Source organism: Clostridium pasteurianum (genome assembly GCF_001705235.1).
GTDB lineage: Bacteria > Bacillota > Clostridia > Clostridiales > Clostridiaceae > Clostridium_S > Clostridium_S pasteurianum_A.
Window position 1 is genome coordinate 271170 of sequence record NZ_MCGV01000001.1, and the last position, 17970, is coordinate 289139.

Consider the following 17970-nt stretch of genomic DNA (forward strand, 5'->3'; position numbering starts at 1 on the left):
ACTCAATAAGACTTTGACTCAAATTATAAAAATCCTTAGAAGTTTCAATTTGTCTGAGCTTTTTTCAGCGAATTATTGAAACATCTTAGGATTTTTATAATTTGAGGCTTAGCCTTATGAGTTTTATTTAATGTTTCAAAATATTGTTACTTCCCATTAGTTTTTTTCATAGCTTTGCAGCATCTTTTTAACTACAGATCCTCCTAAAGAACCAGCTTCCTTCGAGGTTAACTCACCATTATATTTTAATTTTATATTAATTCCAATTTCATTTACCGTTTCCAGCTTGAATCTATTTAATTTTTCCTTTGTTTGTGGTAATAATTTTTTATTATAGCCATCCATAATCTTCACCCTCATATTGCAAATATATTTCACAGTTACAATATAAGTTTCCTCAAGGCCATTAATTTTTATACAGATAATTTAATAAAAAAATTTATATTATAAAAAAATGCGAAAAGCATACAACTCACATGCTCTTCGCCCAAATTATAGGATAAATAAATTATCCTATATACCATAGATTGAAAGATGAAAACGAAAATAATCGAATATATACTCAATTATTTTATAATTTGAAGTTTTAATAAAATTTTTAATGTATTTAATTAAAACTTGCATTAGCAAAATAGTTTTTTACTAATACAACACATTATATCATGTTTTTACATTAAAAGTAAACACATTCAGCAAATATTTTAAGAAAATTAGTGACATTTTGTATGCCATTTTTATTTATATTAAAATTTATTACGATACAATAAATTTTGTTAACAATTTGCAAATATTTTTTGAGTAATTATATACATTAATGGCATAAGTATGCATAATGAGGTATAAAATACATTTATTCATTACATTGCAAAAAGTTTAATAGTACTTATTAATTTATATAGCTCTATTCATTGAAATATAAACTCCAAAAATATTATAGATATTACATATATTTTTATAGGAAAATATAGTTAGTTTTATTGTAGAAGTTAAAATAAAGATGATATATAATAAATAAAGGAGGAGATTTGAGTGAAGTTAAATTACACAATTAAAGAGACAAAAAATAAAGCTGTTAAATTTATATTTGAAACTACAATTGTAGTAACTACATCATTTTTTTTAAGTAAGCTACTTTTATCATCAAAGCAAGATGACAAACCAATTAGTAAATCAAATAAAAAATCAGCAGAAAATATTTCAAACAAAAATGCTATAAAAAATTTAAAGTTTATTGAATCAAGGAAAAAAATAAAAGAATACCTTTCAAGCATAAAAAAATAATTTTGTAAGGTATTAATAACTATACGAGGTGGTACAAGTTGTATATAAATGTTTACGTGCTTTTTTTTGTAATATTAGCAACACTAGGGACTATTGCTTTAGTTTTTTTAATTATATTCTTAAAGAGAATATCAAGTTTAGTACATAAAATAGATACATTTTGGGATTCCAATAGTAAGGATATTTCGAGAACAATAAAAATGCTGCCTGAAGTTACTGAAAATGTAAGTAAAATGACAGACAATTTAAATTTGGTAAGTGAAACAGCTACAGAATTAGCAGCTTCCGTTATTGATAAAAAAAGTACTATAATAAATGGACTTACAGTAATTAAAAACATACTTGCAATAATCGAAAAACTATTCAGCCGTAAAAATTAAAATATATTGTATTAGAAAAGACCATTCATCACATGTGAATGGCCTTTTCTAAGTTAGTAGTTTTTTCAAATCAAAGCAAAAAATTCTTATTCTTCTTTATTAATTCTTAATTGATTTTTTCATGTTTCAAGCATCAAGACCCTCAAATTGCAAATTATAATAATAAGCATAAATTCCACCCTTTTTAAGTAGCTCATCATGATTTCCTTTTTCCTGTATGTTTCTGTCCTTTATAACTATTATTTCATCTGCATTCCTTATTGTACTTAGTCTATGAGCTATAACAATACTGGTTCTTCCCTTTGAAAGTTTTTCTAGAGACTTTTGTATATATTTCTCGCTTTCATTGTCAAGAGCTGAAGTCGCCTCATCTAGAATTAATATTGGAGGATTTTTAAGAAACACTCTAGCTATGGATATTCTCTGTTTTTGTCCACCAGAAAGCTTGACTCCCCTTTCTCCTACAAAAGTATCATAGCCATCTTCTAGCTGCATTATATAATCGTGAATATTAGCTCCCTTAGCAGCGGCAATTATCTCCTCATCTGCAGCATCAGGTCTTCCATAAGCTATATTATCCTTTATAGTTCCTGAAAATATATAAACATCCTGCTGAACCACGCCAATAGAATTTCTAAGTGAATTAAGTGTAACATCCCTTATATCTTTTCCATCAACTTTAATACTTCCAGATGTGACATCATAAAACCTGGGTAAAAGAGAACATATTGTAGTTTTTCCACCACCAGAAGGTCCTACTAAAGCTATATTTTTTCCTGCTTTTATATTAATATTTAAATTATGAATTATCTCCTTATGACCATCATAGCTAAAGCATACATTATCAAATTCTATATTTCCCTTTACATTTTTAAGCTCTTCTGCATTTTCCCTGTCTACTATGTTAGGTTTAGTTTCAATAACCTCAATAAATCTTTTAAATCCCGCATATCCTTTTTGAAATTGTTCCATGAAATTTATAAGAACATCTATAGGATTAATAAATATATTTATGTATAGGGCATATACAGCTAAATCTGATATTTTAAGACTTCCTATCTTTATAAATATTGCTCCTGATACTATAATTGATAAATAAAGTACTCCTTGAAAAAGTGCATTTCCAGCGATAAATTCTCCCATTGCTTTGTAGCCTTTGACTTTTGACTTTAAATAATTATTATTGCTTTTGTCAAATTTTCTCTGTTCAACTTCTTCGTTTGCAAAGGACTTTACAACTCTTATACCTTCAAGACTATCCTGAACTGACGAATTTACACTGGCTATTTTCTTTCTATTATCAAAAAATATTTTTTGCATCTTTACATTTTTATTTATTGAAAAGATAACCATAATTAAAGTTACACCAAATAGTATAAGTGTCATTTTTACATTAATAACAAATAATACGGCAAAAGAACCTAATATTTTTAGTAAAGAAATAAATACATTTTCAGGGCCATGATGTGCAAGCTCTGATATATCAAAAAGATCAGAAATAAGCTTTGACATCATCTCTCCCGTATTATTTTCATCATAATATGAAAAGGGAAGCATTTGAAGATGATAAAATAAATCCTGTCTCATATCTGTCTCCATCCTTGCTCCCATAACATGCCCCCATGAAGCTATAAAATACTGACAAAAATATTTTATTAAATACATGATAGCTAATCCTATTCCAATATATATAATACCGTTTAATACAATTGCTTTATCCTTAACAAAAAAATTTTTAGACAGATAACTAAGAATTATTGGGAAAGACAAATCAACTAAAGATACTATTAGTGCGCAAAACATATCTGTAAAGAATAAAAATTTATAAGGTTTGTAATATTTCACAAATTTTTTTAACATGTACATACTATCCTCCTAATACAAATTATTAATATATAAAAACACTGCCACTAAAAGCAGTGCTTTATAATTCTTTTTTAATGTAATTCTTACCATTTGCTAAATAATAAGTTTTTATCTCTTCAGTTTCCTTACTGCCATCAATTCCATTTTTTATCGAATTAAATATGTTCCTAAGTTCCTCTTTTGATTCTTCTGAATATCCTTTTAGGTTCAAATTCATTTCTATTTTATCTTTAAATATAAGTTCAATATATTCATCCCATTTAGGAATATATACATTTTCTATATCACTTATTTTCACTATCTTTTTACTTTTAAAAGTACCATAAAAAAATACTATTTTGCTATCACTAATAGCTAGATCGGGAATTTTCTTTATCTTATCAAGATAATATGAAATTAAAATATCAACAGACAAATATATAATTATAAGCATAATTAATGTCATAAAAACATAAAAAGCAATTGAATTGTGCTTTATCTTACTGAAAATAAGTAAACCTAAAAACATAATCATTACAATTAAATTGCCAATTAAGGTTTTTATATATTTTTTATCTGCTAAAAATTCCTTGAACTTATCATCCACTAACATCAACCCCTATCTAAAGTTTTACAGAAGTCTTCACTCTCTTAACGACAACATGATTTTTCCATTTTCCACTTTTAAACCTTATAATATAAAGAATTCCCCTAACAAACCAATCCGTATACATTCCTATCCAAATTCCAAGAAGACCCATTTTTAACGTGTTTCCAAGAAAGTTTCCAAAAACTATCCTAAAAAGCCACATTCCTATTATTGAGGTTATCATAGTATACTTTGCATCGCCTGCACCTTTAAGTCCTGCTGGCAAAGTGAATGCTGAAGACCATATAACCATAGCAAATGCATTGCTAATGAGAACTTTTGATGATAAATTTATAATATCACTATTTCCTGTATAAAACGATGGTAAATACTTAGAAAAAATAATTGAAGAGAGACCAACTACTGTCAAAAGTACAGTTGAAAGTTTAGTTATATATGAAAGACATTTTTCAGCTCCCTTTTCATCATCTCTACCCATAAATTGCCCAACTAAAGCAGTTGCAGCAATTACGAGCGCATTTCCAGGTATATTCAAAAAATTACCTATTGAATTCACAATAGTATTAGAAGCCATAGCTACCGTTCCCATTCCCACTATAAATATCTGCATTATAAGCTTACCACCATTAAATAAAAGTGATTCCACACTAGCAGGTATACCTATACCAAATATAGGTTTTAAAAGATCCTTGTCCAATTTAAATTCCCTTAATTTTTTAAGCTGAACTATTCTTGAACCTCTAACCATTACAATAAGTATAATGATTGCTCCGATTGTTCTTGCCGTTGCTATACCAAGAGCCGCACCTGTAACTCCCATACTTTTTATTATAACTGTATCTTTAATTTTAACTCCCCATATAAATGCAGCTGTAAATCCAACATTTAAAATATTCATTAATATAGATATTTTCATAGGAGTTTTCGTATCTCCTGCACCTCTTAAAATACCGTTAGATACTAAATCTACAGTTATTAAAGGATAAGTAAGTAGAGTTATTCCAAAATAACTATTAGCATCCATTATAACCTTTTTTTCAGCACTTCCAAATAGAAATGCCAAAAGTGGCCTTTTGAATATTGCCATTACAATAGTTATTATAACAGCTATGGCAATAGTAGAATATAGTGCTTGTTTAGTACTTTCATTGGCTTTTCTTATGTTGTTTTGTCCAATATATTGTGCTACAACAACTGTACCACCAACCGCAAGTGCTGAAAAAAAGGCTATAAATATATTGTTTATTGAATCAATCATTCCTATAGCCGAGACAGCTTCCTTACCTATATGTCCCGCCATCATAGTATTTATCATTCCCATAAGTGTTACAAATAGCTGTTCAACAAGAATTGGTACTGCAAGTTTAACTACATCTTTTCTTACTAAAAACATATAACATCACCCTAACAAAAAATAATACACCACAAAACATCATACATCAAAATAGGTATTTTGCAATATATATGTGTTCTGTATTATAAGATTAATAATACAAATTTGCCCTAAATTCTCCAAGAAACTTTAAATTACTTACATTTGCTATGTTATTACTTCATTACTTTAAAATTATTTATAAATTCATAAAAAATATAATTATTAAGTACGCTTTTACCCAAAATATCATTTGCTATAATGAAAAATTTCAAATAATACTAAGCCCGCTATAATTTAAATGCATTCTATTAAAACGTTTAAAATTGTTTTCGCAAAAATTATAATAATATCAATATATAGCAGGATTTATTAATAAATGTTTATTGCATTTACGTTATTATTAACTATATTTATTACATTTAATACAATCCGTTAACATTTTGAATTTATTTTTTGTTTACATTTTAAATTCTTTATGGTATAAAATAGATAAATTCGTTGAAGGAAAAAAGTAACTTATACTTCTGTTCTAAACATTTATTTTTTAATAAGTGCCATAAGAGAGTTAACATTATTAGAGTTTATTTAAAACCCTATAGGTGAAAGTTAACGTTCAGAGTATGTGTGAAAATCATTCTGGAGAAGTAAAACCGAAACTTATTCTTAAGTAAGTTTTATCGGAATTCCACCGTTAAAAGGAAAGCGTATCAACAGTGTACGTATTAGAGCTGCTATAAATTATCTATATATTTATATAATTTATAGAATCAGGGTGGTAACGCGATTTCAACTCGTCCCTTTATTAGGGACGAGTTTTTTTGTTTTCTCGAGAAACACAAAAATATATGATATTCAATACCCCTATATATTTAATTATTTTATAGACTTATATTTTGGAGGAATGTAATTATGAAAGAATTATCTAAAAAAGACACATTTTTTGTTGGTCTATTACTTTTTTCTATGTTTTTTGGTGCTGGCAATCTAATATTCCCACCTTTTCTAGGACAAATGTCTGGAAAATATGTGTGGATTGCCTTTGGAGGTTTCATTATTTCTGCTGTAGGGCTTCCAATTTTAGCTGTAGTTATAGTATCTAAATCAAATGGACTATATAACCTTGCAAGTCGTGTAAGTCCGACTTTTGCACTAATTTTTACAATTTTAATTTACTTATCAATAGGACCTTTTTTAGGAACTCCTAGGACAGGAAGCATTGCATATACAATGGGACTAGCTCCGTTTTTACCTAAGCATATAACTTCAGGTCCGCTTCCTCTATTTATATATACATTAATATATTTTGGAATTGCGCTTTGGTTAAGTTTAACTCCATCTAAACTAGTAGATCGTATAGGTAAAATACTTACTCCTATAATGCTAATTTTGATTTTAGTTATTTTTGTTGCAAGTTTAATACATCCCATAGGTACTTTTGGCGCTCCTAAAGGGGATTATGCTGCTTTCCCTTTCTTCAAGGGATTTTCAGAAGGATATATGACAATGGATGCCATTGCCGCTTTAAATTTTGGAATTGTAATTTCTTATACCCTAAAGTCCATGGGCGTTAAAGAAGAAAAATCTGTAGTATCCTATTCAATAAAGGCAGGATTAATAGTAGGACTACTTCTTATTGCATTTTATGCTATGCTTACATACGTTGGGGCCTCTAGCAGAAGCATAACTTTAAATGCTCAAAATGGTGGAGAAATATTAACAAGTGCTACACTACATTTACTTGGAAATTTTGGAGCTATAATACTTGGTGCCATATTTGCACTTGCATGTCTTACTACTGCAGTAGGACTAATTACCTCATGCGGTGAATATTTTGCGAGTTTAACTCCAAATAAAATATCTTATAAAACATGGGCAATAATACTTAGTTTATCAAGTATGCTGTTTGCAAATGTAGGGCTCACTAAAATACTTACTTTTTCTGTACCTGTTTTAAATGCAATTTATCCCATGGCAATAGTACTTATGCTGTTATTCTTAGCAAACAATCTGTTTAAAGGTTCAAAGTACGTTTATGTATTATGTATGGTATTTACATCAGTTTTTAGTATTTTAGATTCCTTGAACCAAGCCTTATTAAAAATAAGTTTCTTGAACAATTTGTTTAACTATTTACCTCTTTATTCTAAAGGACTCGGATGGATTGCTCCCGCTTTAATTGGTGCTATTTTAGGATGTTTAATTAGTCTTTGTACAAAAACAGAAGCAGTTACAGATTGAATAAATTATTGATATATGTTAGAATACATTAACTTGTATTTTTAGGAGGAATTAAAATGAATAAGTACACTAGATACTTTAAGGATTCCTATGGTTGGGATAGATTTTCAACTTATATATCAATAATGGGTTTGATTCTCTTAATAAATAAGTACACAGCTGTATTTGGACTTGGATTAATAATTTTTGCTTTATTTAGAAGTATTTCTAAAAACAAATATAAAAGATATCGTGAGCTTCAATCTTTTAAAGATTTTTCTCTCATTATTAACAGAAAAATTTATAATATTAAAGAAAAAATCTCCTCTTTTAGAAAATATAAAACTTTTAAATGTCCAAAGTGTTCCCAAAAACTCAGGGTACCAAGAAAACAAGGCAAAATAATTGTTACATGTAAGAAATGCGGAACTGAATTCAAAAAAAGATCATAAACATAAGGTTCATGGTTAAACTAAAAATAGGTGTTATTAATTAGCACCTATTTTTTTATATTGAGAAGTAACAGTGATTTGCAACATTAAAAAAATTCTATAAGTCTTATCATACGTGGGGTTTGGGTCAATAGACCCATTATCCTTCTTTATAAAATATGGGCTATCTTAATGTTTACAGCTAACAGCTTCGATTTAAAGGCTTATCTAAATCTTTTATAATATAGAGATTGCCTATATTAAGTAAAGAAGGATAATGGGCAAAGCCCAAACCTCTTGCATGATAACATTCATTAGAATTTTTTAAATCGTTCCTTCATCACTGTTACTTCACTTAGAGTATAGGGCAAGGAAAAAGTTCCTACGTACCTACGGAATTTTAAGTATAAATAGCTGATTTACTTTGTTATCCATATTATTAATAAAGTCACATGTTCTACTATAGTATTTTTCGCAGTGAATCTGAGAAAAACTTGCCTTGCTTTTATTTTAAGCAAAGTAATTATATTACTATTAGTAATAGTTCTAACAGTGTGGTATTATTAATTATGCTAAAAACTAAAAAAATCATAGTACTACAGGAAAACTTACATTATTATATTGTTTTCCTATAACGAAAGGTAGAAAATAATGAACTTTAAAGAATTAGGTATAAACGAATCTATAATAAAAGTACTAAAAAAGAATGGTATTGAAGAGCCAACTCCTGTTCAAATACAAAGTATTCCTAATGTAAAAAAAGGAAGGGATATTATTTGCGAATCACAGACAGGTACTGGAAAAACTCTTGCATTTTTGCTTCCTCTTTTTGAAAATATATCAGCTTCTATTGATGCAATTCAAGGACTCATTGTGACTCCCACAAGGGAACTTGCCATTCAAATAACGGAGCAGGCTCAAAAACTTAAAGAAGCCAAGGATATTAATATTCTTTCAGCTTACGGTGGCAAGGATATATCATCACAATTAAAAAAATTAAAGAAAAATGTTCATCTTATTATTGCAACCCCAGGTAGACTTTTAGACCACATTGAAAGAAAAACTATAGATTTAAGCAAATTAAGAACCCTTGTACTAGATGAAGCAGATCAAATGCTTTTGATGGGTTTTAAAAATGATGTAGAGTCTATAATTAAGGTAACCTCTAAAAAACATCAGACCCTTTGTTTCTCTGCGACTATAAATTCTGATGTTAAAAAATTAGCTTTTAAGTATATGAAAGATCCTTTAACTATATCTATAAAAAAAGAAAACATTACAGTTAGTAATATTACACAAAATGTAGTAGAAACTACGGATAGAAAAAAACAGGATGCTTTATGTTCTGTTCTTGATCAAGATAATCCTTTCATGGCTATCATATTCTGCAGAACTAAAAGAAGAGTAGACGAACTTGAAGTGGCTCTTTACGGCCGTGGTTATGACTGTAAAAAACTGCACAGTGATATATCTCAATCAAAACGTGAAAGAATAATGAAGTCCTTTAGAAATGGTGATTTCCAATATTTAATAGCCACGGATGTAGCCTCAAGAGGACTTGACATAAGCGGTGTAAGTCATATATATAATTATGATATTCCTGAAAGTGTTGAAAGCTACATACACCGTATAGGTAGAACAGGAAGAGCTGGTGAGAAAGGCTACACTTGTTTATTTGTAGACCCAAAGAATAAAAAAATGCTTACAGATATAGAAAAAGCAATTAAATTCAACATACCTGTAAGAAATTTAACTGAATCTAAAAATAAATAATATCATTAATAATTTGTAGTTTAAAAATATTGCGAATTAACATTGATTTGTAACATTAAAAAAGCTCTATGAATTTTATCATAACTGGGGTTTGGGTCATAGACCCATTATCCTTCTTTATAAAATATAGACTATTTTAATATTTACAACTAATAGCCTTGATTCCCTAATTAAAAAATCTAATTGAAAATCATAAAATACTTAGAGTTTTTTTAAAATCGTTACTTCATCAATGTTAATTTGATTTTGGAGCAAAACTAGGTTAATATATTATTTTTCGCAGGGAAGCGGAGAAAAATTTACCTTGCTTTTATTTTAAGCGAAGTAATAGTATTTTGGGAACGATTTAAATAGAAGTCAATAAGACTTGCTTCAAATTATAAAAAGACTTAGAAATTTTAATTTGTCTGAGCTTTTTTTCAGCGAGTTATTAAAATTTATTAGTATTTTTATAATTTGAAGCTTAGTCTTATGATTTTTATTTAATGTTTCAAAATACTATTACTTCGCACTATATGCTTCTCTTAAAATTTCTTATGCCGCCCTTTGGCTCCTCCACATCTCCCTTATATCTTGGGATAAGATGTATATGCATATGTTTTATTGTTTGCCCTGCATAATATCCTACATTCACACCTATATTATATCCTGACGGTTCATATTGAATATCCAGTATTTCCTTTGCTTCATGGAGAAGACTATACATAGCCATTACTTCTTCTGCAGATGCTTCAAAAAAGAACGCAAAATGCCTTTTAGGAATAATTAATGTATGCCCTTCATTAACTGGATTTTTATCAAGTATTGCAAATGATAATTTATTTTCACATATTATATCCATATTATCTTTCAAGCAAAATGGACAATTATTTTCCTCCATAAGAACGAAACATCTCCTTTACAGCAATAATTTTACCACAAATTCAAAACACCGTATAATCTTTATAATTAAAGTTCCAATTAATTATTCAATAACTTTCACCATATTAAAAATAGTCCTATTAACAGGAGTATCAACACCATACTTTAATCCTAGCTCACAAACAGCTCCACTGAATATATCAACTTCTGTTTTTCTACCTGCTAAAATATCCTGACACATTGAAGTTTTTCCATCAGGACTACAGAAATCTAATACCTTTATCCATCCTTTAATATCATTTTCGTCCAAATTTATACCTGCTTTCTTTGACAGCTGAACTACTTCCCTCATAGCTGATACCATGATTTTTCTAGCATATTCATTGTTTTGGAACACACCATAATTTGCCCTAAGTAATGCTGATACAGGATTTATTCCAACATTCATCATGAATTTTGACCACATGGAACGAAGCATATTTTCTGGAACGTCATAGTTTATTTTGGCTCTACTAAAAAGCTCTTCAACCGCTTTAACTTTTTCTGAATAAGTGTGGTTATCTTTTTCTCCAAATATTATTTTATATTTTCCTGGTATATGCACTTCATTTTCATTTCTAATAGCCTCAATAACACAGTACGAATACAGCATTTTTTCCATGCCATAAATTGTTCCAACTTTTTCTTCACTTGTAATACCATTTAAAAGAGAAAGTATTATAGTGTTTTCCCCTACATGATTTTTTATTTGTTCTATAGACTCCTGAAGCTGATTTTCTTTCACGGCTATAATAACCAGGTCATCCTTTTCACACTTTTCCTCTGGAGATATGCATTTAAAATCATAGTGTTTCCCATTTATTACAAATCCATTTTTTTCATATCTACTTCTTCTTTCTCCTGATGCTATAACTTTAAAGTTTTCAGGATTTAAATCATACAAATTTTTGCCATAAGCGCAGCCAACAGCTCCCATGCCTATCATTGATATTTTTTGTATTTTCCCCAATATTTTCACTCCTCACTTTATACGGTATCTTTACTTTCTTAAAAAAGCCATTTCAAAATACTTTATTTTGAAATGGCCTTATATATTCATTTTACTCTAAATTCACTTAACACTACATTTAACTTTCTCTCTTCTACCTTAAGCTTTTCTATACTACTTATAATTTGACCTACTTTGTTTTTGTTCCATTCTGAGTCATTTATTTCATTCTCAAAATTAAAAGGAAATGTTCTTTTAATATCCTCTATTTCTTTATTCCGTTCATAAAATATCTTTTTCAGCTCTTCTATTTCACTTATCATATCAATTTGAGTTTTTACATTGTCATCCTCAGTATGCTTATTCTTGTCATTAATAATATTTAATATATCCTTTAATCTATCAATATCATCAGTTTTATAAGCTTCTACTGCCTTGTTCCATAAGGACTTATTTTCCATATTAACCTTATTAATATCTGAATGAAGTAGCCTTGCTAATTTAATATATAATTTCTTTCTAATAATAATATCTTCTGTGCTTAATTTAGGTTTGTTAAGAATTTTTTGAGACTGCCCAATTTGTTCTATAAGCTCTCTAATCCTATTATTTAAAACTTTAAATTCAAAATCAAATATGTCTGTACCTTCATCTTCCTTAGCATCTTTTTCTTTAAGTAATAACTTTTTTCTTGTTTCAAGCTCTTTTTTTAGGATTTTAACATTCAAATCCAGCTTTAATCTACGTTCTTCATACTTACCAAGTTTATCTATATACTTGGCCTCCAAACTAGGTTTTTTTAAGTATAAGAGGTACTCTTTATTTTCTATAAGTTCTGCAATTTTATCTTTTAAGCCGTAAATTATCTTCTTGCCATGTTGAGCATTATAACCTAAGTTAATATCTTTCATATTAGCCCCTCCATTCACTATTAATATATAAAATAACTCGGATGTATTTCTAATGAAATAGCTTAAACTATTTACTCAATTAAGCATTGGTTTTCCTATATAATACATAATAGCTATGGCTTTATATTCTTCTATAATATGAAATTAAAGCTGCACTTTATCTCTCAAAAATATGCACAAATTAAAAATTATTTTTTCGTATCTTTTCATAATAATCTATTTCATGCTTTTCATATTCATCATCCATAAGCGGTGATTTCAATAAAAATTCTGCCGTAGCTTCGTTCATTGCCACAGGTATATCATATAAAACAGAAATTCTAAGCAGCGCCTTTACATCAGGATCATGTGGCTGAGCTGTAAGCGGATCCCAGAAAAAAATCATAAAATTTGTTTCTTCATTTACTATGCTTGCTCCTACCTGCTCGTCTCCACCCATAGGACCACTCTTATATGGTGAAACTTTAAGTCCTGTAGCTTCCGATATGAGTTTTGAAGTAGTTCCGGTACCACAAAGATCATGTTTCTTCAAAATCTCATAATTAGCTTTACACCAGTTAATCAATGCACTTTTTCTATTGTCATGTGCAACTAAAGCTATTCTTTTCTTTTTTCCTATTATAGCATCCATAATTTTATCCCTTCTTTTGTAAAGATATTATTCTTAGATTATAACATATATAAATTTTATTTGTGCTATTTTTATAATTTATTGCCTAAATGCCGAATCATAACTATAAATAATAAATATTATAATATTCTACTACATAAATCAATTACTTTATTCCTAAACTTTAAATTTACTTACCACGTCTTTAAGATCTTCGGCACTTTTTTTATTTTTCGCTGCACTCTCTTCAATAAACTTAACTTTTTCTACAATATTAAGTGATTTTTCTGCTATACTTCCAACTTCTCCTGCACCATTATTTACTACCACAGCGATTTGAGATATAGCCTCTGAAATACTTTCTATAGATGAATTTAGTTCACTTGAAGTTGTACTGAATTCATTCATTAACCCATTTACCTTTTCTGAACTTTCACTGTATCTCCCAGCAGAATCTATAAAATTATCATAATCCTTATATACATTTTCATCTACAAATTTTAATAACTTGGTAGATTCAATATTAAGAGCTTTAACAGATGATTTTACCGTTTCAACTACATTTTGAATTTTATTTGCCATATCACTTGATTGTTCAGCTAATGTTCTAACCTCATCTGCAACAACAGCAAATCCTTTTCCAGCTTCACCTGCTCTTGCAGCTTCTATTGCAGCATTTAATGAAAGCAAATTTGTTTGTTCTGTTATTTGTAAAATTGAATTAGCCAGACTGTCTATCTCTTTCACAGCTTCAGAGCCTTTAATAGCACTTTCAAGATTTAACTTAACCTTCATGTATATATCATTAGCTGATTCTTTTGATCTTACAGAATCCTTTTTTAACGTTAAAGACATATCATTTATCTCAGTTGTTAAGTTTGCTCCTTCTCCTGCTTTTTCTGCTATAGATGAAACAGCGGTATTTATTTGACCAGTAGAAGCTGATACTTCTTCTACAGTTGCTGAATTTTCTTCCATTCCAGCAGATAAGTTTTCAGTTTCCTTTGAAGTATCATCAGCATATGATTTAAGTTCTTTTGTCATCTTTTGTACTATATCAGAATTATCATTTATGCCATTCGAAACTTCTATAAGCCTTTTTACAAGTTCCCTAAAAGTAATTCTAATTCGAGCTACAGAATTATAAATAGTACCTATTTCATCTTTTGAATCAGCATATTTGTCATACTTTTTATTCTCTATCAAATTTAACTTTGATGTATCATCAGCTAAAGTTGCTATATCTACAATAGGATTAGCAATACGTTTTGAAATTTTCATTCCAATAAAACAAGCCGATGCTATAAATAAAATTGACAATATTATAGACATATATATGGAATTAGTTACAGAAGACATCATTTCTTTTCTCAATGATACAAATACTAAAGTCCACTTTAGACCAGGTATTTGATAATAATACACAACTTTGTTCAAAGCTCCATCATTATATTCCACATAATCCTTGGTTGGAGCTTTACCTGCACTTAAATCATCTATTACATCCTTCATTTTTCCATTTCCTATAGGCTTACCTATATCTTGTGTTTTTTTATTGTATAGTACCTTTTTATTTTCATCTACCATATATACATAACTTGAAGGTGAACTATAAGTTTTAACATTCTTTAAATATGTAGAAAAACTTACTCCTTCAACTGATGATGCCACAACTCCTATTGTCTTTCCATCCTTTATTACAGGACTTGCAAATATTATTATAGGCTTTTTAGTTGTATTAGATATCATTGTCCCACTTACCACTGTTTTTCCTAAAAGCGCATTTTTGGCATAGTCCTTATCACTATAACTCTTTCCAATAAATGAAGTATTACTATCAGATACGTCCTTAAGATTACTATCTAAAACATATGTATGAGATATATTACCGGCCTTTTTAACATAATCTTGAAGCCATTTATTATTTGCATCAACTTCTGGCGATATTTGTCCATCTGGATTTTTTAGTATTAAATCACTAACAGAACTTCTAGATGCAACTAAATCATTTACTGCTTTTTCTTTATTAACAACTGACAAAATATTATCAACGCACTGCCTTGATACTGATGCCATCTCACCTTTACTTTGTTTGTTCATTGCATTAACTTCATTTATGCATATAACTGAACCTACAATAATTGTTGAGAAGGCTACTAAAATTAAAATAGTAATGGACAATTTCTTTTTGATTGACATTTATATTCCTCCCGCATTATAAGTAATTTATACCTTTATCTTCAATTATCGTAATTTTTTATTAATACTTTAAATTTAATATAAAATATTGGCTGGAGCGATTTACATTTATCCAGATTTATTACACAATATAGCATAAACCATTATGAGTACCAAAAATATGCTATAGTAAAATAAAAAAATTAGAATTGTACCAATGAATATAAATCATCCTTTTGTTCTTGATTGATTCCTATATATCTAAGTGTTATGGCTTGTGAACTATGATTAAATGTATCCATAATCAATCCTATATTATATTTAGAGGCTTTATATGTCCAATATCCCCACGTTTTACGTAAACTATGAGTTCCAAAGTTTTCGACTCCACAAACCGTTGCTGCTTCCTTTAATATTCTATAAGCTTGTATACGTTTTAGATGTCCACCCTTTCTGCTATAAAACAAATAAGAATCCATATCTAATTCTTCTTCTTTTACAAAAGCAAGTATAACCTTTTTTATGGCAGTATTTAATTTAATCTTTTTAACTTTACCAGTTTTCTTTTCTTTTAGTATAAAATAATATTTATATTCATATTTAAAATTAAAAAGATCCCCTACCTTAACTGGTAAAATATCACTTATCCTAAGTCCTGTATTTAATCCAAACTTAAATAGAACACCATACTTGGTATTTTTACCATTTAAATAGTAATAAATTTGCTTTATCTTTTTTTTGTCTCTTATAGGTTCTACAACCATATCATTACCTCCATGTTTTAAAAAACGTTTCTATTTATTTTAACATATGTAATTATTATATCATAGCTAAATGCTCTATCATTCCTCTAAATAGCAAATATACTATAAATACTTAATGAAACAAATTTTATAAATTGTTTCATTAATATTCATAAAATGTAAGATTGCTTTCAAATGTAAATACTGAAGAAACATGAGGTTTAACATGCTTTGCAAGTGGATCATATTTTTCCCTTAGAAAATCTAAATTCTTTAACTTCTTGTGCTACTTGGATTTCTCTAATAAATATAAATAAAGTTATAAAAAGTTGACAAATAAATTGTATATGTATATTATTATTCTGTTAATGCAAATGATTTGCAATCGTATTTTAGGAGTGTTATCATGCTAAAAAAATTTTTTTCATTAATTATAATTTTAATAACAACAATGTCTTTTGTCAGCTGCACTAATACTAAAAATTTTAATGATAAAAAGATAAAAGTTGCAGTATCCTTCAATGCTATGAGAGAACTTACTTATGCTATTGGGAAAAATAAAGTTGATATAGTAACTATAATACCTAATGGTACAGAGCCTCATGATTTTGATCCAAACGCAAAAGATATAAAAACATTATATGATTGTAAAGTATTTGTCTACAGTGGATTAGGAATGGAGACTTGGGTAGACAAGGCTTTAAAACTGCTGGATTATAAAAGTATGATTACCGTTAAAGCTTCAACGGGAATTAATCCAATAAAAAATGCAGATGCAAGTGAAGTTCAGGAGCATGGGAAGTATGATCCTCATTCATGGATGAGCTTAAAAGATGCTAAAATTGAATCTAAGAATATAAGAAATGCTTTAATAAAAGCAGATCCTTCAAATAGAGCTTTTTATTCTAAAAACTACGATGATTTTTCTAAAAAACTTGATGCACTTTACAAAAAATACTCAGAAAAATTCAAAACAGTTTCAAATAGAAATTTTGTAACAGGGCATGCTGCTTTTGCCTACTTATGTAGAGACTATGGCTTAAAGCAAAATAGTGTAGAAGATGCTTTTGCTGAAGGAGAACCAAGCACTAAGAAGCTGTCAGATTTAGTTGATTACTGTAAAAAAAATAAAGTAAAAACTATATTTGTAGAAGATATGGTAAGCCCTAGAGTATCAAATACTCTTGCAAAAGAAGTACATGCTAATGTTAAAAAAATTTATACCTTAGAAAGTAAAGAGGATGAAAAAGATTATATTCAAGCTATGGATTCAAATTTGAAAAGAATCTATAATAGCTTAAAATAATGCACGGCAAGAAAAATTAAGAATTTTTGATTCTTAATTTTTTTCTGCTTATATTAAATATTACTATTTGACTTAATCTAAAATCAAAAACGTTTTTCCTAAAACTTAAGTACTGCGTTTCCAAAATAGAAAGCTAGAACCCCAAGTATTAAAGATGATAAAATATAGACGAATGCATTCAATTTTTTTCTATCTTCAAACAAATTAAACCCCTCATACATAAAAGTTGAAAATGTAGTATATGCTCCTAAAAAACCATCCGCTAATAATAGAGATAAATTTTTATCTACATTTAACGAAGTTACTACACCAAGTAAAAATGCTCCTGTTATATTAATAATAAATGTACCCCATGGAAATCTAGAGTTTGTCTTACTTGAAACTATAATTCCTATTCTGTACCTTGTAATACTTCCAAAGGCACCGCCAACGCCCAATAAAAGAAAATTCATTTACTATTC

General features: G+C 28.5%; 17 protein-coding genes. 6 read left to right on the top strand and 11 right to left on the bottom strand.

The window, feature by feature from the left end:
• Window positions 1-156: 156 nt before the first annotated feature.
• Window positions 157-360, bottom strand: a complete 204-nt coding sequence (locus BEE63_RS01275) for an alpha/beta-type small acid-soluble spore protein (RefSeq protein WP_242874640.1) — start codon at window positions 358-360, stop codon at window positions 157-159.
• 669 nt (window positions 361-1029) lie between these two features.
• Between BEE63_RS01275 and BEE63_RS01280 the strand changes: the two genes are divergently transcribed.
• Both BEE63_RS01280 and BEE63_RS01285 read left to right on the top strand, forming a co-directional pair.
• On the top strand, window positions 1030-1281 hold the full coding sequence (locus tag BEE63_RS01280; protein ID WP_066019658.1) for a hypothetical protein: 252 nt from the start codon (window positions 1030-1032) through the stop codon (window positions 1279-1281).
• A gap of 38 nt (window positions 1282-1319) precedes the next feature.
• Window positions 1320-1661: a hypothetical protein gene (locus BEE63_RS01285; RefSeq protein ID WP_066019659.1), complete on the top strand. Its 342-nt coding sequence runs from the start codon at window positions 1320-1322 to the stop codon at window positions 1659-1661.
• A 126-nt stretch (window positions 1662-1787) separates the two neighbouring features.
• On the opposite strand, the gene BEE63_RS01290 is transcribed toward BEE63_RS01285, so the two are convergent.
• Genes BEE63_RS01290 through BEE63_RS01300 form a run of 3 tightly spaced genes read right to left on the bottom strand, consistent with a single transcriptional unit; the run spans window position 1788 to window position 5509 of the window.
• Complete coding sequence (locus tag BEE63_RS01290; RefSeq protein WP_066019660.1) at window positions 1788-3527, bottom strand: ABC transporter ATP-binding protein; 1740 nt, start codon at window positions 3525-3527, stop codon at window positions 1788-1790.
• Window positions 3528-3585: 58 nt separating this feature from the next.
• On the bottom strand, window positions 3586-4113 hold the full coding sequence (locus tag BEE63_RS01295; protein WP_066019661.1) for a hypothetical protein: 528 nt from the start codon (window positions 4111-4113) through the stop codon (window positions 3586-3588).
• Window positions 4114-4129: 16 nt separating this feature from the next.
• Window positions 4130-5509 carry an MATE family efflux transporter gene (locus BEE63_RS01300; RefSeq protein ID WP_066019662.1) on the bottom strand — a complete coding sequence of 460 codons (1380 nt, stop codon included), beginning with the start codon at window positions 5507-5509 and terminating at the stop codon, window positions 4130-4132.
• Window positions 5510-6400: 891 nt separating this feature from the next.
• Between BEE63_RS01300 and brnQ the strand changes: the two genes are divergently transcribed.
• The 3 genes from brnQ to BEE63_RS01315 all read left to right on the top strand — a co-directional run bounded on the left by brnQ (window position 6401) and on the right by BEE63_RS01315 (window position 9912).
• Entirely contained in the window at window positions 6401-7729 is a 1329-nt protein-coding gene (brnQ, locus tag BEE63_RS01305) for a branched-chain amino acid transport system II carrier protein (RefSeq protein WP_066019663.1), read from the top strand.
• A gap of 56 nt (window positions 7730-7785) precedes the next feature.
• Complete coding sequence (locus BEE63_RS01310; protein ID WP_066019664.1) at window positions 7786-8160, top strand: hypothetical protein; 375 nt, start codon at window positions 7786-7788, stop codon at window positions 8158-8160.
• Window positions 8161-8790: 630 nt separating this feature from the next.
• On the top strand, window positions 8791-9912 hold the full coding sequence (locus BEE63_RS01315) for a DEAD/DEAH box helicase (RefSeq protein ID WP_066019665.1): 1122 nt from the start codon (window positions 8791-8793) through the stop codon (window positions 9910-9912).
• A gap of 511 nt (window positions 9913-10423) precedes the next feature.
• Here the strand turns inward: BEE63_RS01315 and BEE63_RS01320 are convergent.
• The 6 genes from BEE63_RS01320 to BEE63_RS01345 all read right to left on the bottom strand — a co-directional run bounded on the left by BEE63_RS01320 (window position 10424) and on the right by BEE63_RS01345 (window position 16224).
• The gene (locus tag BEE63_RS01320) at window positions 10424-10792 is read right to left on the bottom strand and encodes an HIT family protein (protein WP_066019666.1); all 369 of its coding nucleotides are present in this window, start codon (window positions 10790-10792) and stop codon (window positions 10424-10426) included.
• Between the two features lie 84 nt (window positions 10793-10876).
• Window positions 10877-11782, bottom strand: coding sequence for a ketopantoate reductase family protein (locus BEE63_RS01325; RefSeq protein ID WP_066019667.1), 906 nt, complete (start codon window positions 11780-11782; stop codon window positions 10877-10879).
• An 86-nt stretch (window positions 11783-11868) separates the two neighbouring features.
• Window positions 11869-12672, bottom strand: a complete 804-nt coding sequence (locus BEE63_RS01330) for a hypothetical protein (protein WP_066019668.1) — start codon at window positions 12670-12672, stop codon at window positions 11869-11871.
• 181 nt (window positions 12673-12853) lie between these two features.
• Complete coding sequence (locus BEE63_RS01335; protein WP_066019669.1) at window positions 12854-13303, bottom strand: methylglyoxal synthase; 450 nt, start codon at window positions 13301-13303, stop codon at window positions 12854-12856.
• Between the two features lie 156 nt (window positions 13304-13459).
• On the bottom strand, window positions 13460-15481 hold the full coding sequence (locus BEE63_RS01340) for a methyl-accepting chemotaxis protein (protein WP_066019670.1): 2022 nt from the start codon (window positions 15479-15481) through the stop codon (window positions 13460-13462).
• 182 nt (window positions 15482-15663) lie between these two features.
• A complete protein-coding gene (locus BEE63_RS01345) occupies window positions 15664-16224 on the bottom strand; it encodes a tyrosine-type recombinase/integrase (protein ID WP_066019671.1) in 561 nt (186 codons plus the stop codon).
• A 385-nt stretch (window positions 16225-16609) separates the two neighbouring features.
• Between BEE63_RS01345 and BEE63_RS01350 the strand changes: the two genes are divergently transcribed.
• On the top strand, window positions 16610-17509 hold the full coding sequence (locus BEE63_RS01350) for a metal ABC transporter solute-binding protein, Zn/Mn family (RefSeq protein WP_066019672.1): 900 nt from the start codon (window positions 16610-16612) through the stop codon (window positions 17507-17509).
• A gap of 98 nt (window positions 17510-17607) precedes the next feature.
• Here BEE63_RS01350 and crcB read toward each other — a convergent pair whose 3' ends face one another.
• On the bottom strand, window positions 17608-17961 hold the full coding sequence (crcB, locus tag BEE63_RS01355; RefSeq protein ID WP_066019673.1) for a fluoride efflux transporter CrcB: 354 nt from the start codon (window positions 17959-17961) through the stop codon (window positions 17608-17610).
• Window positions 17962-17970 lie beyond the last annotated feature (9 nt).